24 protein-coding genes are annotated in these 24,918 nt (G+C 73.6%); 10 read left to right on the top strand and 14 right to left on the bottom strand.

Annotated features, from left to right (window positions below; translation table 11 throughout):
- Positions 1-26: 26 nt before the first annotated feature.
- Both F7P10_RS25530 and F7P10_RS25525 read right to left on the bottom strand, forming a co-directional pair.
- Positions 27-722 carry a cation transporter gene (locus F7P10_RS25530; RefSeq protein ID WP_151012918.1) on the bottom strand — a complete coding sequence of 232 codons (696 nt, stop codon included), beginning with the start codon at positions 720-722 and terminating at the stop codon, positions 27-29.
- On the bottom strand, positions 719-1,111 hold the full coding sequence (locus tag F7P10_RS25525) for an ArsR/SmtB family transcription factor (protein WP_368077423.1): 393 nt from the start codon (positions 1,109-1,111) through the stop codon (positions 719-721). Before F7P10_RS25525 ends, F7P10_RS25530 begins: the two co-directional genes overlap by 4 nt.
- A 143-nt stretch (positions 1,112-1,254) precedes the next feature.
- Here F7P10_RS25525 and F7P10_RS25520 point away from each other — a divergent pair, with 143 nt between their 5' ends.
- Together F7P10_RS25520 and F7P10_RS25515 are read left to right on the top strand one after the other, a co-directional pair.
- On the top strand, positions 1,255-1,695 hold the full coding sequence (locus F7P10_RS25520) for an iron chaperone (RefSeq protein ID WP_151012914.1): 441 nt from the start codon (positions 1,255-1,257) through the stop codon (positions 1,693-1,695).
- 83 nt (positions 1,696-1,778) lie between these two features.
- Positions 1,779-2,243, top strand: a complete 465-nt coding sequence (locus tag F7P10_RS25515) for a pyridoxamine 5'-phosphate oxidase family protein (RefSeq protein WP_151012912.1) — start codon at positions 1,779-1,781, stop codon at positions 2,241-2,243.
- Positions 2,244-2,256: 13 nt separating this feature from the next.
- Here the strand turns inward: F7P10_RS25515 and F7P10_RS25510 are convergent, their stop codons facing one another.
- Both F7P10_RS25510 and F7P10_RS25505 read right to left on the bottom strand, forming a co-directional pair.
- Positions 2,257-3,327 carry a hypothetical protein gene (locus F7P10_RS25510; RefSeq protein ID WP_151012910.1) on the bottom strand — a complete coding sequence of 357 codons (1,071 nt, stop codon included), beginning with the start codon at positions 3,325-3,327 and terminating at the stop codon, positions 2,257-2,259.
- Positions 3,324-3,839, bottom strand: a complete 516-nt coding sequence (locus F7P10_RS25505) for a SigE family RNA polymerase sigma factor (protein WP_254716011.1) — start codon at positions 3,837-3,839, stop codon at positions 3,324-3,326. The genes F7P10_RS25510 and F7P10_RS25505 overlap by 4 nt, the downstream gene beginning before the upstream one ends.
- A gap of 422 nt (positions 3,840-4,261) precedes the next feature.
- On the opposite strand from F7P10_RS25505, the gene F7P10_RS25500 reads away from it, so the two are divergent.
- The 3 genes from F7P10_RS25500 to F7P10_RS25490 all read left to right on the top strand — a co-directional run bounded on the left by F7P10_RS25500 (position 4,262) and on the right by F7P10_RS25490 (position 6,797).
- Positions 4,262-4,822, top strand: a complete 561-nt coding sequence (locus F7P10_RS25500; protein WP_151012909.1) for a peroxiredoxin — start codon at positions 4,262-4,264, stop codon at positions 4,820-4,822.
- A 127-nt stretch (positions 4,823-4,949) separates the two neighbouring features.
- Positions 4,950-5,492 carry a carboxymuconolactone decarboxylase family protein gene (locus tag F7P10_RS25495; RefSeq protein WP_151012907.1) on the top strand — a complete coding sequence of 181 codons (543 nt, stop codon included), beginning with the start codon at positions 4,950-4,952 and terminating at the stop codon, positions 5,490-5,492.
- Positions 5,493-5,759: 267 nt separating this feature from the next.
- Positions 5,760-6,797, top strand: a complete 1,038-nt coding sequence (locus F7P10_RS25490; RefSeq protein WP_151012905.1) for a hypothetical protein — start codon at positions 5,760-5,762, stop codon at positions 6,795-6,797.
- 13 nt (positions 6,798-6,810) lie between these two features.
- Here F7P10_RS25490 and guaA read toward each other — a convergent pair whose 3' ends face one another.
- The gene (gene guaA, locus F7P10_RS25485; RefSeq protein ID WP_151012903.1) at positions 6,811-8,385 is read right to left on the bottom strand and encodes a glutamine-hydrolyzing GMP synthase; all 1,575 of its coding nucleotides are present in this window, start codon (positions 8,383-8,385) and stop codon (positions 6,811-6,813) included.
- A gap of 231 nt (positions 8,386-8,616) precedes the next feature.
- Between guaA and F7P10_RS25480 the strand changes: the two genes are divergently transcribed.
- Positions 8,617-9,627, top strand: coding sequence for a zinc metalloprotease (locus F7P10_RS25480; protein WP_254716010.1), 1,011 nt, complete (start codon positions 8,617-8,619; stop codon positions 9,625-9,627).
- Here the strand turns inward: F7P10_RS25480 and F7P10_RS25475 are convergent.
- The 3 genes from F7P10_RS25475 to F7P10_RS25465 all read right to left on the bottom strand — a co-directional run bounded on the left by F7P10_RS25475 (position 9,615) and on the right by F7P10_RS25465 (position 13,803).
- Entirely contained in the window at positions 9,615-10,358 is a 744-nt protein-coding gene (locus tag F7P10_RS25475; RefSeq protein WP_176611650.1) for a DNA alkylation repair protein, read from the bottom strand. The genes F7P10_RS25480 and F7P10_RS25475 overlap by 13 nt on opposite strands.
- A 65-nt stretch (positions 10,359-10,423) precedes the next feature.
- Positions 10,424-12,214: an FAD-dependent oxidoreductase gene (locus F7P10_RS25470; protein ID WP_151012898.1), complete on the bottom strand. Its 1,791-nt coding sequence runs from the start codon at positions 12,212-12,214 to the stop codon at positions 10,424-10,426.
- 8 nt (positions 12,215-12,222) lie between these two features.
- Positions 12,223-13,803: a succinic semialdehyde dehydrogenase gene (locus F7P10_RS25465; RefSeq protein ID WP_151012897.1), complete on the bottom strand. Its 1,581-nt coding sequence runs from the start codon at positions 13,801-13,803 to the stop codon at positions 12,223-12,225.
- Positions 13,804-13,989: 186 nt separating this feature from the next.
- Here F7P10_RS25465 and F7P10_RS25460 point away from each other — a divergent pair, with 186 nt between their 5' ends.
- Positions 13,990-14,736, top strand: coding sequence for a TetR/AcrR family transcriptional regulator (locus tag F7P10_RS25460; protein WP_151012895.1), 747 nt, complete (start codon positions 13,990-13,992; stop codon positions 14,734-14,736).
- Positions 14,733-15,017, top strand: a complete 285-nt coding sequence (locus F7P10_RS25455) for a hypothetical protein (RefSeq protein ID WP_151012893.1) — start codon at positions 14,733-14,735, stop codon at positions 15,015-15,017. Before F7P10_RS25460 ends, F7P10_RS25455 begins: the two co-directional genes overlap by 4 nt.
- Positions 15,018-15,066: 49 nt before the next feature.
- Here the strand turns inward: F7P10_RS25455 and F7P10_RS25450 are convergent, their stop codons facing one another.
- The 3 genes from F7P10_RS25450 to guaB all read right to left on the bottom strand — a co-directional run bounded on the left by F7P10_RS25450 (position 15,067) and on the right by guaB (position 19,780).
- Positions 15,067-16,806 (bottom strand): glycerol-3-phosphate dehydrogenase/oxidase, encoded by a 1,740-nt coding sequence (locus F7P10_RS25450; protein WP_151012891.1) that lies wholly within the window; start codon positions 16,804-16,806, stop codon positions 15,067-15,069.
- A gap of 195 nt (positions 16,807-17,001) precedes the next feature.
- A complete protein-coding gene (locus F7P10_RS25445) occupies positions 17,002-18,114 on the bottom strand; it encodes a GuaB3 family IMP dehydrogenase-related protein (protein WP_151018284.1) in 1,113 nt (370 codons plus the stop codon).
- 169 nt (positions 18,115-18,283) lie between these two features.
- Complete coding sequence (gene guaB / locus F7P10_RS25440) at positions 18,284-19,780, bottom strand: IMP dehydrogenase (protein ID WP_151012889.1); 1,497 nt, start codon at positions 19,778-19,780, stop codon at positions 18,284-18,286.
- Between the two features lie 265 nt (positions 19,781-20,045).
- Between guaB and F7P10_RS25435 the strand changes: the two genes are divergently transcribed.
- A complete protein-coding gene (locus F7P10_RS25435) occupies positions 20,046-20,432 on the top strand; it encodes a DUF5319 domain-containing protein (protein ID WP_151012887.1) in 387 nt (128 codons plus the stop codon).
- A gap of 99 nt (positions 20,433-20,531) precedes the next feature.
- Here F7P10_RS25435 and F7P10_RS25430 read toward each other — a convergent pair whose 3' ends face one another.
- Complete coding sequence (locus tag F7P10_RS25430; RefSeq protein WP_151012885.1) at positions 20,532-21,824, bottom strand: FAD-binding oxidoreductase; 1,293 nt, start codon at positions 21,822-21,824, stop codon at positions 20,532-20,534.
- Positions 21,825-21,870: 46 nt separating this feature from the next.
- Here F7P10_RS25430 and F7P10_RS25425 point away from each other — a divergent pair, with 46 nt between their 5' ends.
- Complete coding sequence (locus F7P10_RS25425) at positions 21,871-23,274, top strand: PLP-dependent aminotransferase family protein (protein ID WP_151012883.1); 1,404 nt, start codon at positions 21,871-21,873, stop codon at positions 23,272-23,274.
- Between the two features lie 17 nt (positions 23,275-23,291).
- Here the strand turns inward: F7P10_RS25425 and F7P10_RS25420 are convergent, their stop codons facing one another.
- Together F7P10_RS25420 and F7P10_RS25415 are read right to left on the bottom strand one after the other, a co-directional pair.
- On the bottom strand, positions 23,292-24,065 hold the full coding sequence (locus F7P10_RS25420) for a hypothetical protein (RefSeq protein WP_151012881.1): 774 nt from the start codon (positions 24,063-24,065) through the stop codon (positions 23,292-23,294).
- On the bottom strand, positions 24,062-24,736 hold the full coding sequence (locus F7P10_RS25415) for a sigma-70 family RNA polymerase sigma factor (RefSeq protein ID WP_229817379.1): 675 nt from the start codon (positions 24,734-24,736) through the stop codon (positions 24,062-24,064). Before F7P10_RS25415 ends, F7P10_RS25420 begins: the two co-directional genes overlap by 4 nt.
- Positions 24,737-24,918 lie beyond the last annotated feature (182 nt).

The following is a 24,918-nucleotide window of genomic DNA, read 5'->3' as shown; positions in this document are numbered from 1 at the left end:
CGCCATGGGGTCATCCAGATCGGAATCTAGCAGCAGTCGCAGCCCGGCCCGCAGGTCGCGCAGCCCGCCTCGGGCTCGGCCGCGGCGGGGATCGCGCAGCAGGCGTCGCCGCGCCAGGCCTCCCGGCCTTCCTTGACCGCGACGGCGGCGATGATCAGCGCGGCGACCGGGTCCGCCCACGACCAGCCGAACAGGCTGTTGACCGCCAGGCCGACGAGCAGGACGCCCGACAGGTAGGTGCAGAGCAGGGTCTGCTTGGAGTCGGCGACCGCGCTGGCCGAGCCCAGCTCGCGGCCCGCCCGGCGCTGCGCGGCCGACAGGAACGGCATGACCGCCAGGCTGAGGGCCGCCAGCACCAGGCCGGGGGTGGAGTGCTCGGCCTCGCCGCCGCTGACCAGGGCGCGCACCGAATCGGCGGTGACGTAGGCGGCGAGCGCGAGGAACGACACCGCGATGATCCGCAGCGCCCGCTTCTCCCGGCGCTCGACCACGTCCGGGTCGTGCGCGGAGAACTGCCAGGCGACCGCGGCGGCGGAGGCGACCTCGATGGTCGAGTCCAGCCCGAACGCCACCAGCGCCCCGCTGGAGGCCAGGGTCCCGGCGGTGATCGCGACGGCGGCCTCGACCACGTTGTAGGTGATCGTGGCGGCCACCAGCAGCCGGACGCGTCGTGCCAGCACGGCTCGCCGGTGCGGCGGGGGCCCGAGCGACAGCGCGGTCATGCCCGCGCCTCGGGGGCGCAGGCTCCGATCGTCCGGTCGGTGCCGGTGCCGTAGGTGGGGCAGAGCGCGACGGCGCGGTCGGTGGCCGCGAGCAGGTGCTCGGCCGAGCGCAGCAGGTCCAGCAGCTCGGGGACGGCGATGAAGTAGAACGACTGGCGGCCCTCGGCGCGGTAGTCCACCAGCTCGCAGCCGCGCAGGCAGGCCAGGTGCTTGGACACCGTGGACTGCGCCAGCCCCAGCTCGCGGGTCAGGTCCACCACCCGCGCCTCGCCCCGGGCCAGCCGCTGCACGATCGACAGCCGGACGGGGTCGGCCAGCGAGTGGAACAGCGCCGCGGCCGGGACCAGCCCCTCCAGTGATGTCATTCCACAATCAGAATCAATCGCCATATCGCGATGATAGTCGACATGGTCGATCAGTCAATGCTGTGGGCACCGATCCCTTTCCGTGGTGGTTTCCGTGGTCGGCACGGAGGCGGCCCGCACCCCCGCCGGGAGAGGCTGTGACCACAGCGCCGAACGAAGGAGTCACCATGACCGCCACCTACGAGGGGTTCACGGCCGAGGAGCGGGCCGCGATGAAGGAGCACGCGCAGGACCGGAAGAAGGCGGCCCGCCGCGCGTCGCGGGCGGAGAAGGCGGCGGAGGCCGAACGGGACGTGCTCGCGAAGATCGCCGAGATGGGGGACTCCGACCGGGTCATGGCCGAGCGCGTCCACGCCGTCGTCACCGCCGCCGCCCCGGTCCTCGCACCGAAGCTCTGGTACGGGATGCCCGCCTACGCACTCGACGGCAAGATCGTCTGCTTCTTCCAGAGCGCGGCGAAGTTCAAGGCCCGCTACGCCACCCTCGGGTTCAACGACGCGGCGAAGCTGGACGAGGGCGACATGTGGGCCACCGCCTTCGGCCTCACCGAGGTGACGGCCGAGGTCGAGGAGCGGATCGCCGCCCTGGTGAAGCGCGCGGTGAGCTGAACCGCCACCGGACGGCCGCCGGGCCCGGACCTGGGTCCGGCGGCCAGACGCAGCAGCGATCACGAACCACGGCAGGAGCGACCATGGCAGAACCGGCGAACACCGAACCCCGTACCCGCGCTCGGCGCCGTCGCGACACCGAGCACCGGCTCGGCCACGACGTCGACATCTGGGTCGCCACCGCCTCCCCGGACGGCGCGCCGTACATGGTGCCGCTGTCCTTCGACTGGGACGGCGAGGCCTTGCTGGTGGCCACCCCCTCCGGCAGCCCGACCGGCAGGAACCTCGCCGCCGGCGTGACCGTCCGGCTCGGCCTCGGCCCCACCCGCGACGTGACCGTGATCGACGGCGAGGTCGAGCCCATCGAGATGGACGCGCTCCCGCGGGCGCGCGGCGACCTGTTCGCCGAACGCACCGGTTTCGACCCGCGCGCCCTGGCCACGCCCTACCGCTGGTTCCGCATCACCCCGCGCCGCGTCCAGGCGTGGCGCGAAGTGAACGAACTGCCCGGCCGCGACCTGATGCGCGACGGCCGCTGGCTGGACTGACGCCCCTCGGCCGTCAGCCGAGGGGCGTTGTCGTCCACGTCGACTCGTCCGGGCCCAGGAAGGTGATCCGGTGGTAGAGGCCGGTGAGGCCGCCGGTCTTCTCCAGCCGATTCAGGAGTTCCGCGCCGCGCACGTTCAGCCGGACGTCGATTCCCTCGGCGTCGTAGATGTTGAGGATGCGCCCGGCCGCGGCGGTCGCGGGGTCGCCTTTCGGGCCGTCGTGCGGACGATCGGTGTCGAAGGCGGGATGGCCGTCGAGGGTCGTGTTGGCGTCCCGTTCGGCCTGCCGCCTGCTCACCTCGGTGGACGGTCCCACGCTGATCATCAACTCGCCGCGTCCGGGCCCGGCGAGCATGAACGTCGCGTTCCCCGCCCCGTCCTCGACCCACGCCCGCCAGACCTTCAAGCCTTCCGGAAGGCCCTTGACGCGCACCGGGAACCTCGCGGGCCCGGTGCCGCCGAACCGTACTCCTTCCGCGATGCGGCGGACGGTCGGGACGTCCGCGATCCGCGCGTCGGTGATCTGCAGTTTCGCCCACGCGTCGTCGCGATACCTGAAGCGGAACTCCGCCGGGATCTGCCGCGAGCCGGGGTCGCCGGGTTTGATCAGCCAGTCGGCGCGCCGCCCGTTGACCGGTTCGGCCCGCGTGAGGGTGCCCCTGCGGGCGCCGGGCAGCATAGGGGCGCCCAATTCCAGGCCGGGACGCAGCAGTGTCAGGGTGACGCCCCCGCCGCCGGGGCCGCGCCCGGCCGACACCTCGAACGTCCCGCCCCCGGGGGTGCCGCTCGCGATCCGCGTCCGCGCGTATCCCTGCGGAAGCCAGCCGAACTCCGCCATCTCGACCAGGACGTTCGGGTACTTCACCGGCTCGACGACCCTCGGCCGGTCCACGTCGTCCGGGCGGGCGGCCTGCGCGATCGGGACGGCGACGGCCGCCGTGATGCCGGCGGCCGCGAGGGCGGCCGTCCATCGCCTGCGGCGGCGGACGCGGCGGCCCTTCGCGATCGCCGCCGGTGCGTCCACCGAGCCGTCCGGACCGGACGTCTCCGCGATCTCCGCGAGCCGCTCGCTCAGTTCGTTCATCTCTCCCCCTCCGAACCCACCGGCTCCTCGAGCACCCGGCGCAGGGCGTCGAGGCCGCGCGACGTCTGGCTCTTGACGGTTCCCGCGGAGCAGCCGAGGACGGTTGCGGCCTGCTCGACCGACAGGTCGCAGTAGAAACGCAGCACCACGGCCGCCCGCTGGCGCGGCGGCAGTCGCGCGAGCGCCGTCCGCAGGTCGAGGTCGGCCGCCCGGTCGGGCGGCGGGACCGGCTCCTCCGGGAGGTCGGGGATGACGCGCTCGCGCTTCCACCAGCCGCCGCGCTGCTCGGCGAGGTAGGCGCGGACGAGGACGGTCCGGGCGTAGCCGTCGAGGTTGTCCGCCTTCGAGGCGCGGCGCCAGTTCACGTACAGCCTGGTGGCGGCCGTCTGGACCAGGTCGTCCGCGCGGTGGCGGTCCTGGCACAGCAGGTACGCGACCCGGCGGAGCCAGGGGCCTCGGGCCGCCACGTACGCCGTGAACTCGTCGTCGCGGGCGCTTCTCGACTTCTCCACACCTGACTGATGCGTCCAGACTCGGTGGAGGTTGCACGGGGTCACCGCATCCACAGGACGTCCGCTTCGGGCGGTCCGGAGCTCGGACCGTCCGGCTGCCCCCGGGCGGGCGGGTTCGGCGGAATGTAGTTTGTTGCGCTTGATACGGGATTCACGGAGAGTTAACATCGAACCCGGCGTCATCATGTGATCTCGGTCAACTCGCAGGCGCTCGGGACGCGCGAACTCCGCACGTTTTCCCAGGTCATCTCACATTCACGGGCAACTGATAGGAAGTCCTTATCGTTGCTGTGGGATAGATCGATTTCTCTTCTCGACCACCCTGGGGCACGCTGAGTGACATCGGTCGCCGCGGAGCCGGTCCCGGCGACCCTCCCCACGCCTCGACGGAGGCGTTCCCGTTCTCGCAAAAAGGAGCATGCGTGCTTACTGTCGGTGACCAGTTCCCCGAGTACGAGCTGACCGCCTGTGTCTCGCTGGACGCGGACAACGCCTTCGAGACGATCAACCACAAGTCGTACGAGGGCAAGTGGCGCGTCGTCTTCTTCTGGCCGAAGGACTTCACCTTCGTCTGTCCGACCGAGATCGCCGAGTTCGGCCGGCTGAACGAGGAGTTCGCCGACCGTGACGCCCAGGTGCTGGGCGCGTCCGTCGACAACGAGTTCGTCCACTTCGCGTGGCGCAAGGACCACCCGGACCTGCGCGAGATCCCGTTCCCGATGATGGCCGACCTCAACCGCGAGCTGTCCGAGGCCCTCGGCATCCTCACCGCGGACGGCGTCGCCCAGCGCGCGACGTTCATCGTGGACCCGAACAACGAGATCCAGTTCTCCATGGTGACCGCCGGTTCCGTCGGCCGGAACGTCAAGGAGGTCCTGCGGGTCCTGGACGCCCTGCAGAGCGACGAGCTCTGCCCCTGCAACTGGAACAAGGGCGAGGACACCCTCGACGCGAACAAGCTGCTGGCCGGCGCCGGCGTCTGATCCGTCCCGTGTCCGGGCCCGTCTCGGACGCCCCAGTCACCCGCCGGACGGTCCGCACGGACCGTCCGGACCGGCGGCCGGTCGCCTCGCGCGCGGCCGGCCGTTCGCATGAAAGGACCTTTCGATCATGAGCGTTGACGCGCTGAAGAGCGCCCTTCCGGGCTACGCCAAGGACACCAAGCTCAACCTGGGCTCGCTGACCTCCACCTCCCAGCTCACCGACCAGCAGCTGTGGGGGACGGTCCTGGCGTGCGCGCTCGCCACCCGCAGCACGGTCGTCATCCGCGAACTGGCCGAGGAGGCCGGGGACTACCTGTCCGCGGAGGCGTTCGAGGCCGCCAAGGGCGCCGCGTCGATCATGGCGATGAACAACGTGTACTACCGCGCGACGCACCTGATCGGCGACGAGACGTACGCGACGCTGCCCGCGAAGCTGCGGATGAGCATCATCGGCAAGCCGGGCGTGGACAAGGTCGACTTCGAGCTGTGGTCGCTGGCCGTGTCGGCGATCAACGGCTGCGGCCGGTGCCTGGAGTCGCACGAGAAGGTCGTCCGCGAGGGCGGCCTGTCGCGCGAGCTGGTGCAGGAGGCCCTGCGGATCGCCGCCGTCGTGAACGCGGCGGCCGCGACGCTGGAGGCCGAGGCGGCCCTCGCCCCCGCCACCGTCTGACGACGCGCCGCGCACGGCGTCGGGGCCCGGGTGCGCGGTGCACCCGGGCCCCGGCGCGTCCCGCATCGGCCGGCCCGGCCGCGACCCGGCGTCGCGTGCGCCGCGCCGCCCGCGCCGGTCGTTTCCCACGCGTCCCTCGCATACCTCGCGCCCCCGCTTCCTCGCGCGGCCCCCCTGTTTGCGGTCGTCCCGTCCTTCCGCGTGCCCGGCGGGGTTGTTCGCTGCGTGTTCACTCGCCGTCCGGCCTGGGCGTCTACGGTCGCGAGGATGACGAACGATCATGGAAACCTCGGCCGCCGCGCGGTGCTGTCGGGGGCGCTCGGGACGGCCGGGGCGCTCGCCCTCGCCGCGCCCGCCGACGCCTCCCCGCGGTTCCGGCGCCGTCCGCGCGTGCTCATCGCGACCAACGAGCCCTGGGGCACCTACCACGTCCGGCCGCTGCTGGACGAGGCCGCGCGGTGCGGCGTGCGGCTCACCCAGCTCGTCCCCGACATGTCCGGCATCGATCCCGACGAGACGGTCCCGGTGGCCACCCCGCGGGACGCGCCCGACGCGGACCTCCTGGTCGTGACGGGCGCGGACGACTGGCCGCTGGAGTGCGCGCGACGGTTCGGCAGGCTCCCCCGCGCGGCCGGTTCACTCGCGTATCTCGGGCCCGAGGAGGCCCCGGGCGCCGACCGCATCCGGCACCGGCTGCGGCTCATCACCGCGTCGTCCCCGGCGGAGGCGCGCTCGTTCGGCGGCTACCTGGGCACCCGGCGGCGGATCCACGTCGTGGGCTCGCCGCAGACGGACGGCCTGCCCGAGCGCGCGCCGGAACCCGGCCTCGTGCTGGTCATCACCAGCGTCACCCGCTCGGACGAGACGGGCGGTGCTGCCCCCGGCACCGAGCTGCTGCTGGCGGCGGCGGAACGGTTGCGGGCGGCGGGGAAGCGGATCCTGGTCGGCCTGCATCCGCGCGAGGACCGCTCGCTGTGGGAACGGTACGAGATCAGCGACGTCCCCACGCTGCGGGCGTCCGCCCGCGCGGAGGCCGCGATCGGCATCCCCGGCACGATCTTCCCGCTGGTCGCGGCCGTCGGCACGCCGGTGGTGGGCTGCACCGACCCGGCCCTGTCCGTTCCGGACTACCTGCTGTCGGTGTGCTCCGGCACGATCGGCGCCGCCGGCGAGGCCGTCCCTGCCGTCGCCGGGGCACGGCCGCCGGACGCCGCCGTGCTCGCGGACGCGGTGGGTCCGATCGGCGGCTCGGCGGCGCGGCTGCTGAACGCCTGGACGTGGGCCGCGCGGCCCCGGAGGCACTGAGGCCGTCCGGGGGTCACTCCCACTCGATGGTGCCCGGGGGCTTGGAGGTGATGTCGACGGTCACGCGGTTGATCTCGCGGACCTCGTTGGTGATCCGGGTGGAGATCCGCTGCAGGAGGTCGTAGGGCAGCCGCGCCCAGTCGGCGGTCATGGCGTCCTCGCTGGTCACCGGGCGCAGGACGACCGGGTGCCCGTAGGTGCGGCCGTCGCCCTGCACGCCCACGGAGCGGACGTCGGCGAGCAGCACGACCGGGAACTGCCAGACGTCGCGGTCGAGGCCCGCGCGGGTGAGTTCCGCGCGGGCGATCGCGTCGGCGTCGCGCAGGATCTCCAGGCGGTCGCGGGTGACGGCGCCGACGATGCGGATGGCGAGGCCGGGGCCGGGGAACGGCTGCCGCCACACCATCTCGGCGGGCAGCCCGAGCTGCTCGCCGAGCGCGCGGACCTCGTCCTTGAAGAGGGTGCGGAGCGGTTCGACCAGCTTGAACTGCAGGTCCTCGGGGAGGCCGCCGACGTTGTGGTGCGACTTGATGTTCGCCGCGCCGGTGCCGCCGCCGGACTCGACGACGTCCGGGTAGAGGGTGCCCTGGACGAGGAACTCGACGGGTTCGGAGGCGTCCTCGCCGACGATCTCGCGCGCGGCCTCCTCGAAGACGCGGATGAACTCGCGGCCGATGATCTTGCGTTTCGCCTCCGGGTCGGCGACGCCGTCGAGCGCGCCGAGGAAGCGCTCCTGGGCGTCGACGACGTGCAGGTTCACGCCGGTCGCGGCGACGAAGTCCTTCTCGACCTGCTCGGCCTCGCCCTTGCGCAGCAGGCCGTGGTCGACGAACACGCAGGTGAGCTGGTCGCCGATGGCGCGCTGGACGAGCGCGCCCGCGACGGCGGAGTCGACGCCGCCCGACAGCGCGCAGATGACGCGCTTCCCGCCGACCTGGGCGCGGACGGCCTCGATCGTCTCCTCGGCGATGTTGACCATCGTCCAGTTCGGGCGGCAGCCGGCGCCCTCGTAGAGGAAGCGGCGCAGGATCTCCATGCCGTGCTCGGTGTGCAGCACCTCCGGGTGGAACTGGACGCCGAAGAAGCCGCGGGACGGGTCCTCCATGCCGGCGACCGGGGTGACGTCGGTGCTCGCGGTGACGGTGAAGCCGTCGGGGGCGCGGCTGACGAAGTCGCGGTGCGACATCCAGACGGCCTGCTCGGCGGGCAGGCCGTCGAACAGCATGCCCGGCGAGGTGACCGCGACGGTCGCGCCGCCGTACTCGGCGACGTGCGAGTTCTCGACCGTTCCGCCGAGGGCGCGGGCCATCACCTGGTGGCCGTAGCAGATCCCGAAGGTGGGGACGCCGAGGTCGAACAGCCCCTCGGGCGCGGCGGGGGCGCCGTCCTCGTACACCGAGGCGGGCCCGCCGGACAGGATGATCGCCTTGGGCCGCTTCGCGAGCATCTCGGCGGCGGGCATCGTGGACGGCACGATCTCGCTGAACACGTGACACTCGCGGACGCGCCGCGCGATGAGCTGCGCGTACTGCGCGCCGAAGTCGACGACGAGAACGGTGTCGAAGGACTGGTCTGCGGCCACCAACAAAACGCCTTTCGCACGGCCGGAAGGACCTCCCAGTCTACGGGCCCGGGCCTGCGCCGATGCCGCGACCGTCCTCGCCGCGCGCGAGCACGCCCGTGACGGTCGGCACGCACCCGGTAACGGTCGGCATGCATTTACCTTGATCACACGCGGTCGTGCACTTCGCTCTGGTACCACTTGATGACGCACTGTGTTCGCCTGTCGTCCGTCCGGCCCGCCCCGCCTAGGAGTCCCGTGAAGCTGCTCGCCGCCGCCGCCGCGCTCGCCGCCCTCGTTCCCGCCGTCCCGGCCGCCGCCCCCGCCGCGGTCACGCCCCCCGGACCGGCGCGGGCCGCGGCGGCCGGGCAGCGCCATGCCGCACCGCACGACTGCGTCCCGGCGAACGCGCGGCTGCGGCCCGGCCCGGACGGGCACGGGCACGGGCACGGCGGGCACGGGCACGGCAAGGGCCACGCCGAACTGAGCCCCGCGCAGTCGGAGTCCGTCGAGTCGGACCTCGGGCGGATCCTGGACGGGCTCGGGCTGACGCTCGGGCCGAAGGCGCCGCAGGACGCGAACGCGGCGGAGCGCCGGGCGGCGGCGCGGATCACGGTGCCGGTCTACTTCCACGTCCTGCACGACGGGTCGCGCGGCAACGTGTCCGACGCGACGGTCAGGCGGCAGATCAACGTGATGAACGCCGCCTACGGAGGACGGTACGGCGGCGACAACACAGAGGTGTCGTTCCGGCTGCGCGCCATCACGCGTTCCGACAACTCGGCCTGGTTCCGCTACCCCGAGCAGTACGAGGGTTCTTACAAGCCGCGGCTGCGCAAGGGCGGCAAGGGCACGCTGAACTTGTACAGCGCCTACATCGAGGGCGATCTGCTCGGCTGGTCGACGTTCCCGTGGAAGTACCGCGACGAGCCGAAGATGGACGGCGTCACGATCAACTACGGCAGCATGCCGGGCGGACACATCGACCAGTTCAACCGCGGGTTCAGCGCGGCGCACGAGACCGGCCACTGGCTCGGGCTGTACCACACGTTCCAGGACGGCTGCGGCGGTCACGGCGACCGCGTGGCCGACACCCCGGCGGAGAGCCGACCGGCCGACGGGTGCCCGGAGGGCAAGGACACGTGCCCGCAGCCCGGCGAGGACCCGATCCACAACTTCATGAACTACAGCTACGACACCTGCATGACGTCGTTCACGAACGGCCAGGGCGACCGCATGCACAAGGTGTGGGCGGCCTACCGGCGCTGAGCGGCCTTGCGGGCCGCCGTGAGGCGGGCGGCGTCGCCGTCCGGCAGGTGCCGGACGGCCTCGCGCAGCGTCACGCCCGGAACGTCCGCGATGCGCGCCTCGACCCAGCCGGTGACCCACGCCGGGTCCTTCCTCGACTGCTCGCGCAGGACCCAGCCGAGCGCCTTGCGGATGAAGAACTCGCTCTCGCCGATCAGCGCGTCGCCGAACCGGGAGATCCGGGGGAGGTCGGGGGCGCCCGTCCGGACGCCGGGCAGCAGCGCCAGCAGCGCCGACCGCCGGAGCCACATGCAGGGGTCGGCCGCCCAGTCGTCCAGGACGGCGCCGAGGCCGGGCTCGCGCAGGACGAGCGCGCCCGCGACGCGGTCGGCGAGGTTGTCGACGTACACCCAGCTCGCCGAGTCGAGGATCAGCCGCTCGGCGACCGCGATGTCCCCCGGTTCGAGGAGCCCGACCCTCTTGACCAGCACCTCTACGGCCGCCATGCGGGCCTCGTGCACCGGGCGTCCCGCGTCCTCGACCGTCCAGAGCGCGCCGGCGAGGGCGAGCAGCTCGCCGCGATCGGGCAGTTCGCGGGCCACCGGCACCGCCGCCTTGCGGATCGCCGGCACGGGCACGCCGAGGTGGACGAACGCGCTCTTCAGATAGCGCCGCTCGTTCGCCGCGCGAACCGGATCCGCCCGGTCGCGCAGCTCGGCGAGGACCCGCGCGACCTGCCCCTCGACGTCCACGGCCGCCACGTTACGCCGAGGCTCGGACGTCCCCGCCCGTCCGGCCACCGGACGTCCGGGCGGGGTCAGCGCGCGTCGACGATCGGCAGCCGCAGCGCCGCCGGGGCACCGGCCGGGACGATCGGGTTCTTCGGCGCGACGGCGTCGACGCGGCGGTAGGCGCCGCCGAGTTCGGGGCGCGGGTCGTCCTCGCCCGCGTTCGGCCACAGCGACATGGCGCGCTCGGCCTGCGCGGTGATCGTCAGGGACGGGTTGACGCCGAGGTTCGCCGAGATCGCGGAGCCGTCCACGACGTGCAGGCCGGGGTGGCCGTAGAGGCGGTGGTAGGCGTCGATGACGCCGGTGGCGGGCGAGTCGCCGATGGCGCAGCCGCCGAGGAAGTGCGCGGTCATCGGGACGTCGAACAGGTCGCCCCAGGTGCCGCCCGCGACGCCGCCGACCTCCTCGCCGATCAGCCGGGTCGCCGCGTGCCCCTCGGGGATCCACGTGGGGTTGGGCTCCCCGTGCCCGGCGGTGGCGCGGACGTCCCAGCCGAACGGGCCCTTCTTCGGGGACAGCGTGATCGAGTTGTCGCGGGTCTGCATGACGAGCGCGATGACCGTCCGCTCCGACCAGTGCCGGACGTCGAACAGCTGCAGCAGGTCGCGGGGCCTGCGGGCGGCCAGCCGCGCGAACTTGCGCAGCCGCGGGACGTGCGGTTCGCCGGGCCGGTCGCCGTCCACGAGGAGGGTCTGCAGGCCCGCGAGCAGGTTGGAGCCGCGCCCGTACCGGACGGGCTCGACGTGCGTGTCCGGGGCGGGGTGGAACGACGAGGTGATCGCGACGCCCCTGGAGTAGTCGGGGCCGGGCTTGCCGTTCGGGCGACCGCCGCCGAGGATCGCCTCGGAGTTGGTGCGGGTGAGGGCGCCGAGCCGGTCGGAGACGCGCGGCAGCCGTCCGGTCGACTTGAGCTTGTGCAGGAGCTTCTGCGTGCCGTACGTCCCGGCGGCGAACACGACCTGCCCGGCGGTGAGCGTCCTGCGGTCGCGGCCGAACGACCCGGTCCGCACGATCTCGACCGCATACCCGCCGGGGCCGTCCCCGTCCCCGTCGCCGTCCCCGTCGCCGTCCCCGTCCAACGGGGTGACCTGCGTGACGCGGCTGAGCGGCATCACGCGGGCCCCGGCCTTCTCGGCAAGGTACAGGTAGTTCTCGGTGAGCATGTTCTTGGCGCCGTGCCGGCAGCCGACCATGCACTCGCCGCACTCCAGGCAGCCGCGGCGGCGCGGTCCGGCGCCGCCGAAGTACGGGTCGGCGCTCTCGATCCCGGCGCCGCGCCCGAAGAACACGCCGACGGGCGTCTTGACGAACGTGTGCCCCTTGCCCATCCGGTCGGCGACGCGGCGGATCACCTCGTCGGCGGCGGTCGTCGTGGTGTTCTGCACGACGCCGAGCATCCGCCGGGCCTGGTCGTAGTGGGGCGCGAGCTCGTCCCGCCAGTCGGTGATGTGCGCCCACTGCCGGTCCTCGAAGAACGGATCCGGCGGCACGTACAGGGTGTTCGCGTAGTTCAGCGACCCGCCGCCGACGCCCGCGCCGGCCATGACGAGGACGCGGCTCTGCTTCGTCCCGCGGATGAGGTGCAGGCGCTGGATGCCGGTGAGGCCGAGCGCGGGCGCCCACAGGTACCGGGCGATCCGCCAGTTCGTCTTGGGCAGCTCGGGGTGGCGGGAGCCGGGCGCGCCGGACGGGTTCGTGTCGAAGCGGCGGCCCGCCTCGATCACCCCGACCTTGTAGCCCTTCTCGGTGAGCCGCAGCGCGGTGACGCTGCCGCCGAACCCCGACCCGACGACGAGGACGTCGTAGTCGTGCTTCACTCGTGTCCCTACTTGATCCGCAGCTTCTTCATCAGCCTGATCCCGTTCGCCATGAAACCGGCGAAGGTGTCGTAGCCGACGTTGCCGGGCGGCTCGAGGTCCATGTAGTGCTGGCTGGCGATCGTCTGGACCTCGGTGAACTTGAGCAGGCCCTCGGCGCCGTGGCGGCGGCCGACCCCGGACTGCTTCATCCCGCCCATCGGCGCGTCGTAGGAGGCGAACGCGGCGCCGTACCCGTCGTTGACGTTGACCGTCCCGGCCTGGATCCGGGCGGCGAGGCGGCGGCCCGCGGCGGCGTTCTTCGTCCAGACGGACGCGTTGAGCCCGTACGCGGTGTCGTTCGCGCGCTCGACGACCTCGTCCTCGTCCCGGTACTTGTAGATCGACACGACCGGGCCGAACGTCTCGCCGGCGCACAGGTCCATGTCGGTGGTGACGTCGGTGAGCACCGTCGGCTCGTAGAACAGCGGGCCGATGTCGGGCCGCGCCTTCCCGCCCGCGAGGACGGTCGCGCCCGCCGCGACGGCCTGGTCGACGTGCGCGGTCACGGCGTCGAGCTGCCGCTCGTAGGTGAGCGAGCCCATCTCGGCCTCGAAGTCGAGGCCGGTGCCGAGCTTCATGCCCGCGACCAGCTCGGCGAGCCGCGGGACGAACCGGTCGTAGACGTCCTCGTGCACGTACATCCGCTCGATCGAGATGCACAGCTGCCCGGCGTTGGTGAAGCAGGCCCGGACGGCTCCGCGCGCGGCCCGCTCGACGTCGGCGTCCGCCATGACGATCATCGGGTTCTTGCCGCCGAGTTCGAGCGAGTACCCGACCAGGCGCGGCGCGACCTTCTCCGCGATGGCCTTGCCGCCGCGGGTGGAGCCGGTGAAGGACACGTAGTCGGCCTCGCCGATCAGCGGGTCGCCGATCTCCGCCGGGTCGCCGACGACGATCTGCCACACGTCCTCCGGCAGGCCCAGCTCGACGAGCAGGTCGAGCACCCACAGGCTGGACAGGCACGTCTGGGTGTCGGGCTTGTGGACGACCGCGTTCCCCGCCATGAGCGCGGGCGCGATGTCGCTGGCGCCGAGCGCGAACGGGTAGTTCCACGGGGCGATCAGCGCGACGACGCCCTTGGGGTGCCGCAGTTCCTGGACGCGCGTGAGGCCCGGCATCATGCCCTGCCTGCGCTGCGGCTTGAGCAGCTTCGCGGCGCGCCGCGCGTAGTAGAGCGAGCACAGCGCCACGTCGAGGAACTCCTCGAGCGCGTGCCGCCTGGCCTTGCCGGTCTCGAGCTGGATGACGTCGAGGATCTCCTCGCGCCGCGCCACGAGCGTGTCGGCCAGCCGCAGGAACGGCTTGACCCGCTCGCGGACGGGCAGCGCCGCCCACTCCCGCTGCGCCGCGCGGGCCCGCTCGTGCGCGCGGCGGACATCGTCCGCCGTGGACAGCGGGACGGTCGCCAGCGGCTTGCCGGTGAAGGGGGCCGGGACGGTCGCGCTCCCGGCGCCGTCCGACGCCACGCGCGCGACCAGCCGGTCGAGGAGGTTCGGGGGAAGCTCGTGCGCTGCCGCACCGTCGGCACGGACCGTCGGAGATGCCATGCAGAAGAGGGTATGACCGCCCGGCCATTTTTGCTACCCGCAAGTAACGACGATTTCACCGCCCGCCCGCCCGAACGGACCGTTCCAACCCGCACGGACTTCCGCAACTCCCGGACTGACCGTCCTCGACCGGTGTATTCCGAAAAGGCACGGCCGACGCGAGCCCCCGACGCGAAGGGACCCCAGATGACCGACGCCCACGGCGACGCCCCGCCCGGGCGCGCCGCGAACGGCGCACCGCGGCACGCGGGCGGCGGCCCGGCGGCGCGGCGGGAGCGGCGCGAGCAGACCCGCGAGGCGCTCCTCGCCGCCGCCGAACGCCTGTGGGCCGAGCGCGGCATCCACGGCGCCTCCCTCGACGACGTCGCCGCGGGCGCCGGGCTCACCAAGGGCGCCGTCTACTCGAACTTCACCGGCAAGACCGACCTGCTGCTCGCCCTGCTGGAACGCTTCACCGGCGACCGCCTCGGCGCCGGATTCCGCGACGGCCTGCACTCCCCCGACCCCGAACCGGAACCCGCACCGGATGCGGGTGGCCGCACGGGACGCGTCCGTAAGGCACCTGACCCGCAGGACGGTCCCCGCCGCATCGCCCTCCTCCTGGTGGAGTTCTGGCTCTACGGCATGCGCGACTACGCCGCCGGCTGGCGCATCGCCGACTGGTACGCCGAGCGCCGCGCCCTGCTCGCCCGCGACCTGCCCGAGTCCGACGGCATCGCCCCGGACGACCGCGCCGCGCTCGCCGTCGCGCTCGACGTCGGGCTCGCGTTCCAGCATCTCCTCGACCCCGACCGCGTCCCCGCCGGCCTCTACGAGACCGCCCGCGCGCTCGTCCACCCCCGAACCGCACCACAAAGCGCTGGCACTCTGTCGGACGCATCCGCTAGGTTCCCGCCGTTCGACGATCACTCCCCCGCATCAGGAATTCCATGAACATCGACTTCGGCGCCGACGCCACGTTCTCGTGGTACGTCGTGCTCCTGCTCCTCTCCGGCCCCCTCATCCTCCTCGCGGCGGCCATCACCGACGAAGGGATCTGGGCGCGGATCGCGTACGCCGCCGCCGGGCTCGCCATGCTCGGGTACGGCGTCTACCTCGGCTTCATCTTCACCGGGGGCGAGTACTACATGTTCTTCTACGTGTTCATCCTGCCCATCGCCGTGGTCTTCCGGGTCGCGGCGAGCCTCATCGGCGTGCGCAGAGCGACCACCTGACGGACGCCCCCCGGCCCCGGCCCGGGCCGGGGGGCGCGTCCCGCGCGCCCTACGGGGTGGCGGTGGGGACGATGTCGGGGGCGCCGCGGCGGTGCGCGTCGGCCTCCTGGTCGTCCACCTGGGTCTGCGAGGCCCGCTCGGCCTCCACCCGCTTGCGGTAGTACTCGATCTCCCGGTCGCGCTGCTTCTTCGACCAGCCGAGGACGGGCGCCAGCAGGTCCGCGACCTCCTGCGCGACGCCGACGCCGCGGTCCCACGTCTCGATGGAGATCCGGGTGCGGCGGGCCAGGACGTCGTTGATGTGCCGGGCGCCCTCGTGCGACGCGGCGTAGACGATCTCGGCGCGCAGGTAGTCGTCCGCGCCGGTCAGCGGCTTGCCGAGGTCGGGCTTCTCCGCGATCAGCCGCAGCAGGTCGTCCACCAGGGTGCCGTGCCGGCGCAGCAGGTGCTCGATGCGGGCCACGTGCAGGCCCGACCGGTTCGCCAGCCGGTGCCGCGCGTTCCACATCGCCTGGAAGCCGTCCCCGCCGACGAGCGGGATCCGGTCCGTGCACGACTCGGCGACCTTGCCGTCCAGCCCGTGCGCGACGGCGTCGATCGCGTCCTTCGCCATCACCCGGTACGTGGTGTACTTGCCGCCCGCCACCAGCACCAGCCCGGGCACCGGGTGCGCCACCACGTGCTCGCGCGAGAGCTTGGACGTCTCCTCGGTCTCGCCCGTGAGGAGCGGGCGCAGTCCCGCGTACACGCCCTCCACGTCGTCGTGGGTGAGGGGTGTCGTCAGGACGGCGTTGACGTGTTCGAGCACGTAGTCGATATCGGTCTGGGACGCCGCCGGGTGGGCCCTGTCGAGATCCCACGCGGTGTCGGTCGTCCCGATGATCCAGTGCCGTCCCCACGGGATCACGAACAGCACGGACTTCTCCGTGCGCAGCAGGATGCCGGTGGACGAGTGGATGCGGTCCTTCGGCACCACCAGGTGGATCCCCTTGGACGACTTCACGTGGATCTGCCCGCGCCCGCCGACCAGCTCCTGGATGTCGTCCGTCCACACCCCGGTCGCGTTCACGACCTGCTTCGCGCGGACCTGCGCGGTCGTGTTCGCCTCCAGGTCGCGGACCTGCAACCCCGTGACGCGCTCCCCCTCCCGCAGGAACCCGACGCACTGCACCCGCGACGCGATCTGCGCCCCGTACTCCGCCGCCGTCCGCAGCGCCGTCATGACGAACCGGGCGTCGTCCACCTGCGCGTCCCACAGCTGGATCGCGCCGGTGAAGGAGTCCTTACGCAGGGACGGCGCCAGCCGCAGCGCCCCCTTGCGGGTCAGGTGCCGGTGGTGCGGGACGCCGCGCGTGCTGCCCATCTGGAACGCCAGCGCGTCGTACAGGGCCACCCCCGCACCGAAGTAGGCCCGCTCCCACACGCGGTGGGTCGTGGGCAGGAGGAACGGGACGGGCCTCACCAGGTGCGGCGCGATGATCTGAAGGAGCAACCCGCGCTCGGTCAGCGCCTCGCGGACGAGATCGAAGTTGTACTGCTCCAGATACCGCAGGCCCCCGTGGATCAGCTTGGACGAGCGCGACGACGTCCCCGACGCGAAGTCCCGGGCCTCGACCACCGCGACCGACAGCCCGCGCGTCGCCGCGTCCAGCGCCGCCCCGGCCCCCACGATGCCGCCGCCGACCACGACCACGTCGAATTCCTCGCGCGCCATGCGATCGAGGGCGGTGGCCCGCTCGGCGGGCCCCAGGCGCGAGCTGCCCAGACCGGTCACCGGTGATCCCGTCATCGCGATTCCCCCCACACACGGTTCGGTATACGCCACGTACCTACCCCACAGTAGGGACGGACCTACCCCGGATTCGGGTGATTCCCCGGGTGTGCCTGATCTCAGTTCGGCCGCACGTTCGGCCCGTCCCCGTCGCGCACGCGTAAGCCCCGGGACCGGACGGCCCGGGGCTCGAACGCACGCGTCCGCGGAGGGTCAGTCGACGCGGCGCGGGGCGACCACGACCTGCACCCGCTGGAACTCCTTCAGCTCCGTGTAACCGGACGTCGCCATCGCGCGGCTCAGCGCCCCGATCAGGTTCATCGAGCCGTCCGCGACGTGCGACGGACCGTGCAGGATCTGCTCCATCGTCCCGATCGTCCCGACCTCCAGCCGGGTGCCGCGGGGGATGTCCGGGTGGTGCGCCTCGCTGCCCCAGTGGTAGCCGCGGCCCGGCGCCTCGGTGGCCCGCGCGAACGGCGAGCCCACCATCACCGCGTCCGAACCGCACGCGAACGCCTTCGCGATGTCGCCGCTGTTCACCATGCCGCCGTCGGCGATCACGTGCACGTACCGGCCGCCGGACTCGTCCAGGTAGTCGCGGCGCGCGGCGGCGACGTCGGCGACGGCCGTCGCCATCGGCACCGCGACGCCCAGCACCGTGCGGGTCGTGTGCCCCGAGCCGCCGCCGAACCCCACGAGGACGCCCGCGGCGCCCGTCCGCATGAGGTGCAGGGCCGCGGTGTAGGTGGAGCAGCCGCCCACGATGACCGGAACGTCCAGGTCGTAGATGAACTGCTTGAGGTTCAGCGGCTCCGCGCGGCCCGACACGTGCTCGGCCGACACCGTGGTGCCGCGGATGACGAACAGGTCCACGCCCGCGTCGATCACGGTCTTGTGGAACTGCGCGGTGCGCTGCGGCGACAGCCGCGCCGCGACCGTCACCCCGGCCTCCCGGACCTCCTGGATCCGGCGGCCGATCAGCTCCGCCTTGATCGGCTCGTTGTAGATGTCCTGCAGCCGCCGGGTCGCGGCGGCGTCGTCCAGCGACGCGATCTCGGCGAGCAGCGGCTCCGGGTTCTCGTACCGCGTCCACAGCCCTTCGAGGTCGAGCACGGCGAGCCCGCCCTGCCGACCCACGGCGATCGCGGTGGCCGGGCTGACCACGCTGTCCATCGGTGCCACGACCAGCGGCATCTCGAACCGGTAGGCGTCGATCTGCCAGGCGACGCTGACCTCCTCCGGATCGCGCGTCCGGCGGGACGGCACGATGCCGATGTCGTCGAAGGCGTACGCCCGCCGGCCGCTCTTGCCGGCGCCGATCTCCACGTCTGCGGCCACTGCGCCCTTCCTCTGCGTCACGGAGTTCCCGCGCGCTGCGGAAACAAGCCCCGCAAAGCTTACGTCAGGCCAGGACAGGGCCAGGAACCGGCCGGGACGACCGGCGAACGGTCCCCGCGAACGGCCCCGCGAACGGCCCCGCGGACGGCCCCGCGCCTCAGCGTCCCTGGTAGTTCGGCGCCTCGACCGTCATCTGGATGTCGTGCGGGTGGCTCTCCCGCAGCCCGGCCGGGCTGATCCGCATCAGCTGCCCGCGCTCCTGCAGCTCGGGGATCGTCCGGGTCCCGGCGTACCACATCGACTGGTGCAGGCCGCCGACGAGCTGGTGCGCGACGTTCGCGAGCGGCCCCCGGTACGGGACCTGCCCCTCGACGCCCTCGGGGATCAGCTTCTCCTCGCTGCTCACGTCGGCCTGCGCGTACCGGTCCTTGGAGAACGAGGCGCCCCGCTCCCGGTTGCGCATCGCGCCCAGCGAACCCATGCCCCGGTACGACTTGTACTGCTTGCCGTGCACGAAGATCAGCTCGCCCGGCGACTCCTCGATGCCCGCCAGCAGGCTGCCGAGCATCACCGTGTCGGCGCCCGCCACGACGGCCTTGGCGATGTCGCCGGAGTACTGGATGCCGCCGTCGCCGATCACCGGGACGCCGGCCTCCTTCGCCGCCCGCGCCGCCTCGGAGATCGCCGTGAGCTGCGGGACACCGACGCCCGCGACGATCCGGGTGGTGCAGATCGACCCCGGTCCGACGCCCACCTTGACGGCGTCCACCCCGGCCTCCACCAGCAGCCTCGCGCCCGCGTACGTGGCGACGTTCCCGCCGACCACCTGCACCGGGGCGCCCGCCTTGATCGTCGCGATGGTGTCGGCGACGCCCTTGGAGTGCCCGTGCGCGGTGTCGACGATGATCACGTCGGTGCCCGCCTCGACGAGCGCGCGCGCCCGCGCCACCGCGTCCTCGCCGACGCCCACGGCCGCCGCCACCAGGAGCCGTCCGTCCGCGTCCTTGGTCGAGTCCGGGTACTTCTCGCTCTTGGTGAAGTCCTTGGTGGTGATCAGGCCGCGGAGCCGGCCCTCCCCGTCGACCAGCGGGAGCTTCTCGACCTTGTTGCCCGCCAGCAGCGCGAACGCCTCGTCGCGCGCCACGTCCACCGGCGCGGTGACCAGCGGCATGGGCGTCATGACCTCGCGCACCGGACGGGCCGGGTCGTTCTCGAACCGCATGTCGCGGTTCGTCACGATGCCGACGAGCACGCCCCGCACGTCGGTGACCGGCACCCCGGAGATCCGGTAGCGGGCGCACAGCTCCTCGACGTCGGCGAGCGTGGCGTCCGGCAGGCACGTCACCGGCTTGGTGATCATCCCGGCCTCGGACCGCTTCACCCGGTCGGCCTGGTCGGCCTGCTCCTCGATCGGCATGTTGCGGTGCAGCACGCCGATGCCGCCCTGCCGCGCCATCGCGACCGCCGTCCGGGCCTCGGTCACCGTGTCCATCGCCGCCGACAGCAGCGGGATCCGCAGCGAGATCTCGCGGGTCAGCCGCGTCGTGGTGTCGGCCTCCCCCGGCTGCAGATCGGAGTACCCGGGAAGCAAGAGGACGTCGTCGAAGGTGAGGCCCTGGGGAAGGAACTTGGCGGGCTCGGCGGCGGGGTTCATGACGCCCTTTCGTAGCTGGTGGCGGTGTCCGGCCAGGTCACGGCGACCCTGTACCCATGGTAGGCCGTGCACCCGCGCCGCGAAGGGCGGTTGGGGACGGTCCCCGCGTGGGCTTGATGACACCGACCAACAACCGCGACCCGCCCCGACATTCCCCCACACACCCCCCACACACACCCCGCATACCCCCTGACTTGCCGGACGTTCCGACGCACCGCCGACCGGGGGGTGCACCTCCAGGGGGCACTGGCAGTAGCGTGGGGGTGTGCACGACGACGCTCCGCTCGACCCGTTCGCCGGAGATCCGGACGATCCGGCGGCGTCGCTCGGCGATCCGGGCGAGGACGCCGCCCCGCTCAGCGTGACCGAACGCGAGGACGTCCTCGCCGACCTCGCCGACCTCGAGGTCTTCCGCGCCCTGCTCGAACCCCTGGGCGTCCGCGGCCTCACCGTCGACTGCGGCGACTGCGGCAAGGCGCACTACATCGACTGGGATCTCCTGCACGGCAACCTTCGGCACCTCCTCGACGAGGGCCTTCCCCGCGTCCACGAGCCGGCCCTGTCCCCCGACCCCGTCGACTACGTCTCGTGGGAGTACGCCCGCGGCTACGTCGACGGCGTCATCGACAGCGAGGAAGGCCGCGACGACTGACCCTTCCGGGCGGCCCGGGAGCCGCCGCCCCGATGGGGCCACCCGGCCCGGCCGGGCCCGGAAACCGGCCTTCCCCCGAGTAGCACCGAACACCACCCCTCACCCGTCGGCGAGGACGGGGAAGTTGCTGCGGAAGACGCCGTGCGGGTCGCGGGTCCGCTTGATGTCGCGCAGCCGGCCGAGGGCCGCGGGGCCGAAGGCGTCGGCGGCGGTCTCCGCGGCGTTCAGGTACGTGAAGGGCTTGCGTCCCGACAAGTGGGGCCCGAGGGCGCCGGCCAGAGCCCGCTGCTTCGCGGTGATCGCGGCGGACGACTCGGGGCCGGTCGGGACGCCGAACAGGTAGAGCGCGTAGGGCTCGGTCAGCGGGCCGTGCGGGGTGTCGGACGGGCGGCCGAACGCGCCGCCGAGATGCCGGATCTGCAGACTCATGAGCGGGGCGATCGGGTCGGACAGCAGGGTCTTGACGGTGCCGTCGTCGAGGTCGGTCAGCAGTTCGCCGCGCGACAGGCCGGCACCGGGGGCGGTGGGTTCGGCGGTGATCGTGCCGAGGTCGGCCGGCGACATGGGCCGGCGGCCGTCGGAGAGCGCACCCGGGATCGCGTCGAGGGGACGCAGCAGGTCGCGGGCGTCGCCGAGGACGGTGACGTCGATCGCGACGAGCGGGTCCGAGCCGGGGAAGTGCAGGACGTCCAGCCAGGCCGTGACATGGTCGGGCGCGGCGGCGGTCAGCTCGCGGTAGGCGTCCATGACCTCGGGGAGCCGGTCGCCGCTCCACAGGACGCGGCCGCCGTACAGGGCCGGGGCGGGGTGCAGGGCGAACTCGACCGCGGTGACGATCGCGAAGTCGCCGCCCCCGCCGCGCAGCGCCCAGAACAGGTCGGGATCGCCGGCGGGCGTGACGCGGCGGGCGGCGCCGCCGGCGTCGACGACGTCGAAGGCCGTGACGGAGTCGGCGGCCCAGCCGTGGGCGCGGCCGAACCAACCGAGCCCGCCGCCGAGGGTGTAGCCGGTGACGCTGACGACCGGGGAGCTGCCGGGCAGGCCGGTGAGGCCGTGCGGCGCGGCGGCGGCCTGCACACGGCCCCAGTTCACGCCCGCCCCGGCGCGGGCGGTGCGGGTGGACGGGTCGACGCGCAGGCCGTCGAGGCGTCCGGTGCGCAGCAGGATCGCGTCCTCGGTGCGGCCGGTGGCGCCGTGCCCGGACGGCTGGGTGGTGATGGTGCGGCCGGACGCGCGGGCGTGCCGGACGAGCGCGGCGACGTCGGCGGCGTCGGCCGCCTCGACGACGGCGGCGACGGGCTGGTCGACGGCGAGGTTCCAGGGGCGGCGGGCGTCGTCGAAGCCGGCGTCGCCGGGGAGGAGGACGCGGCCGCGGATGTTCTCGAAGGTCATATGGCCAACCTAGGGACGGAATAGACCTTCGTTAGGGTGCAATCTCATGGCGAAAGTCTGGGTCAATCTGGCCGAGCGGATCGGTGCCGACCTGCTGGTGGAGCCGTCGGGTGGTGGGCGGCGGGCGGCGCTGACCCGGGCGCTGCGGGAGGCGGTCCGGTCCGGACGGCTGGCCCCGGGGACGCGGCTCCCGCCGTACCGGTCGCTGGCCGCCGACCTCGGGCTCGCGCGCAACACGGTCGCCGACGCCTACGCCGAGCTGGTCGCCGAGGGCTGGCTGACCGCGCGGCAGGGGTCGGGGACGCGGGTCGCGCTGCGGGCACGACCGCCGGCGCCGCCCCGGCCGAGCCCGCCGCGCCCGCCGCCCCGGCACGACCTGGGGCAGGGCAAGCCGGATCCGGCGTCGTTCCCGCGGACCGCGTGGCTGGCGTCGGCGCGGCGCGCGCTCACCGCCGCCCCGAGCGAGGCGTTCGGCCCCGGCGACCCGAGGGGACGTCCCGAGCTGCGCAGGGCACTGGCCGAGTACCTGGCGCGCACGCGGGGGGTGCGGGCCGATCCGGAGCGCATCGTGGTCTGCTCGGGGTTCTCGCACGCGCTCCGGCTGCTGTTCGGCGGGCGGGTGCTGCGAGGGCCGCTGGCGGTGGAGGCCTACGGGCTGCCGTTCCACCGCGGACTGCTGGCCGGGGCGGGCGTCCGCACCCGGCCGCTGGCCGTGGACGCGGACGGCGCGCGGGTGGACGGGCTGGGCGGTGAGCGCGCGGTGCTGCTGACGCCCGCGCACCAGTTCCCGACGGGCGGGCCGCTGCATCCGCGCCGGCGGGCGGCGGTCGTGGACTGGGCGGCGGGCGGCGGGGTGATCGTCGAGGACGACTACGACGGCGAGTTCCGCTACGACCGCCGGCCCGTCGGGGCCGTCCAGGGGCTGGCCCCGGACCGCGTGGTGTACGCGGGGTCGGTGAGCAAGAGCCTGTCCCCGGCGGTCCGGCTGGGCTGGATGGTGCTGCCCGGACGGCTGGTCGAGGGCGTGCTCGCGGTGAAGGGCGAGCGGGAGGCGTGGGCGAGCTCGCTCGACCAGCTCACCCTCGCCGACTTCCTGGAGTCGGGTTCCTACGACCGGCAGGTGCGCCGGATGCGGCAGCGGTACCGGCGGCGGCGCGACCGGCTCACCGCGGCGCTGGCGGAGCGGGCGCCGCACGTCGGCGTGTCCGGGATGGCGGCCGGGCTGCACGTGGTGCTGCGGCTGCCGGACGGCACGGAGGCGGCGACGCTGCGCGCGGCGGCGCGGGCCGGGATCGCCGTGGACGGGCTGGGCGCCTTCCGGCATCCGGACGCGGGCGGACCGGACGGACCGGACGGACCGGGCGGCGACGGGCTGGTCGTCGGCTACGCCGCGCCGCCCGAGCACGCGTACGAGCCGGCGATCCGGGCGCTGCTGGACGTCCTGCCCTAGCCGGGACCGGCCGGGGGCTAGTCGGGACGGGCGAGGCGGTTCCAGCGTTCGCGGGCCTCGTCGCGCAGGTCCTCGAGGGTGGGGGACGGTTCGGAGTCGTCGTCCCGGCCGGTCGCCGACATCGGCGGCATCGGGGTGGGCCCGTCCGGGGGACCGTCCGGACGGCCGTCGAGGCGGCCGTCCTCGCGGGCTTCGGCGAGGAGCCGCTCCAGCCGCTCCCGGAAGGCGCGCTCGATGTGCTCGGGGGCCTCCCGCTCCCGGCCGGGGGCCGGCGAGGCCGCCGGGACGGGCGCGGACGGGCGGGCGGGCTCGGACCGGCGCGGCGCGGGCGGCGCCGGCTTCGCGTGCGTGGCGGCGACCGAGTCGTCGGCGTCGGCGGGCGGACCGGACGGACCGGACGGACCCGGAGTGGTGGGCGCGACCGCGGACGACCGGTCGGTCACCCCGCTGCCCGCGGCGGCGACGCCGGTGCTGGCCAGGACGGCGCCCGCGACGCCGAGCGCGACGATGGTGCGGGGGCCGCGACGGCGCGGGCCGGGCCCGGCCGGGACGGGCGGGGCGGGTTCCTCGATGTCGCTGATCAGCGCGTTCAGTAACCGGACGGCCGGGTCGGGGTCGCCCGGTTCAGCGGAGCCGGCAGCGCGCCGGGCCGCCATGGCGTCGATGATGGCGTCGGTACGGCGCACCGCGCTCAGGTCGGTGGGGGCCGATGGCCCGTGCCCCGCTGCGGGGACGTCGTGGGGGCGAGCAGGCTCGGCCGGATTCGGGGCGCCGGGGCTCCGCTCCGTCAAGCGATCGACTCCTCTCTGGCCATCGCCCGAAGCCGGGCCAGCGCCCGGTGCTGCGCGACCCGTACCGCCCCCGCGGACATGCCCAGTACATTACCGGTCTCCTCGGCCGACAGACCCGCCACGACGCGCAGCAGCACCAGCTCGCGCTGCTGCTCGGGCAGCCGCGTCAGCAGGTCGCGGGCGCGCTGCGCCTCGATGTGCCGCACCACCGTCTCCTCGGGCCCGGGCCGGTCGTCCGGGCCGTCCGGCAGGTCCTCGGTGGGGACGGCCGCGCGGACCGCGCTGCGCAGCGCGTCCGCGATCTTGTGCGCGGCGATGCCGAAGACGAACGACGCGAAGGGGCGGCCCATGTCCCGGTAGCGGGGCAGGGCCGACAGGACGGCGATGCACACCTCCTGCGCCACGTCGTCGGCGATGTGGTACTGCCCCGAGACGCGGCCGAGCCGGGCCCGGCAGTACCGGACGATCATGGGGCGGACCTCGGCGATCAGCACCTCGATCGCACCGGGATCGCCCTGCACGGCGAGCGCGGTCAGTTCCTTGAGATCACCGTCGTCGGGTTTCGCCGTGCGCCGCCTCCCGCGGCCCGTGTCGCGGGGCGGGGGCGGCGGTCCCCCGGAGAGCTCGGCTGCGCTCGCGGCCATGGTCCGGGCGTGGCTTCCCTGGGTCACGTCAAGCATGATGCCCAGCGCCGCCGGGCGTGTCGCCACCGTCTCGTACAACGGAATGGTCACAGTTCTGCGGCGGGGGGTGCGCGAAAGGGCCCCCGTCCGTACGGACGGGGGCCCTTTCCGGCACCTCGGGCGCCGCGCGACACGCGGCCCGACGTGGCCTTTCGGCGCCGCCGTGAAGC

Source organism: Actinomadura sp. WMMB 499 (assembly GCF_008824145.1).
Lineage (GTDB): Bacteria > Actinomycetota > Actinomycetes > Streptosporangiales > Streptosporangiaceae > Spirillospora.
This window is presented reverse-complemented; position numbering and strand designations above follow the sequence as displayed.

Coding starts and splice junctions, on each gene's coding strand:
- F7P10_RS25490 (WP_151012905.1), top strand. CDS start 5,760: ATGACGAACGATCATGGAAACCTCGGCCGCCGCGCGGTGCTGTCGGGG.
- F7P10_RS25525 (WP_368077423.1), bottom strand. CDS start 1,111: ATGGCGATTGATTCTGATTGTGGAATGACATCACTGGAGGGGCTGGTC.
- F7P10_RS25465 (WP_151012897.1), bottom strand. CDS start 13,803: ATGGCATCTCCGACGGTCCGTGCCGACGGTGCGGCAGCGCACGAGCTT.
- F7P10_RS25495 (WP_151012907.1), top strand. CDS start 4,950: ATGAGCGTTGACGCGCTGAAGAGCGCCCTTCCGGGCTACGCCAAGGAC.
- F7P10_RS25460 (WP_151012895.1), top strand. CDS start 13,990: ATGACCGACGCCCACGGCGACGCCCCGCCCGGGCGCGCCGCGAACGGC.
- F7P10_RS25530 (WP_151012918.1), bottom strand. CDS start 722: ATGACCGCGCTGTCGCTCGGGCCCCCGCCGCACCGGCGAGCCGTGCTG.
- F7P10_RS25430 (WP_151012885.1), bottom strand. CDS start 21,824: ATGACCTTCGAGAACATCCGCGGCCGCGTCCTCCTCCCCGGCGACGCC.
- F7P10_RS25520 (WP_151012914.1), top strand. CDS start 1,255: ATGACCGCCACCTACGAGGGGTTCACGGCCGAGGAGCGGGCCGCGATG.
- F7P10_RS25515 (WP_151012912.1), top strand. CDS start 1,779: ATGGCAGAACCGGCGAACACCGAACCCCGTACCCGCGCTCGGCGCCGT.
- F7P10_RS25510 (WP_151012910.1), bottom strand. CDS start 3,327: ATGAACGAACTGAGCGAGCGGCTCGCGGAGATCGCGGAGACGTCCGGT.
- guaB (WP_151012889.1), bottom strand. CDS start 19,780: ATGAACCCCGCCGCCGAGCCCGCCAAGTTCCTTCCCCAGGGCCTCACC.
- F7P10_RS25425 (WP_151012883.1), top strand. CDS start 21,871: ATGGCGAAAGTCTGGGTCAATCTGGCCGAGCGGATCGGTGCCGACCTG.
- F7P10_RS25455 (WP_151012893.1), top strand. CDS start 14,733: ATGAACATCGACTTCGGCGCCGACGCCACGTTCTCGTGGTACGTCGTG.
- F7P10_RS25450 (WP_151012891.1), bottom strand. CDS start 16,806: ATGACGGGATCACCGGTGACCGGTCTGGGCAGCTCGCGCCTGGGGCCC.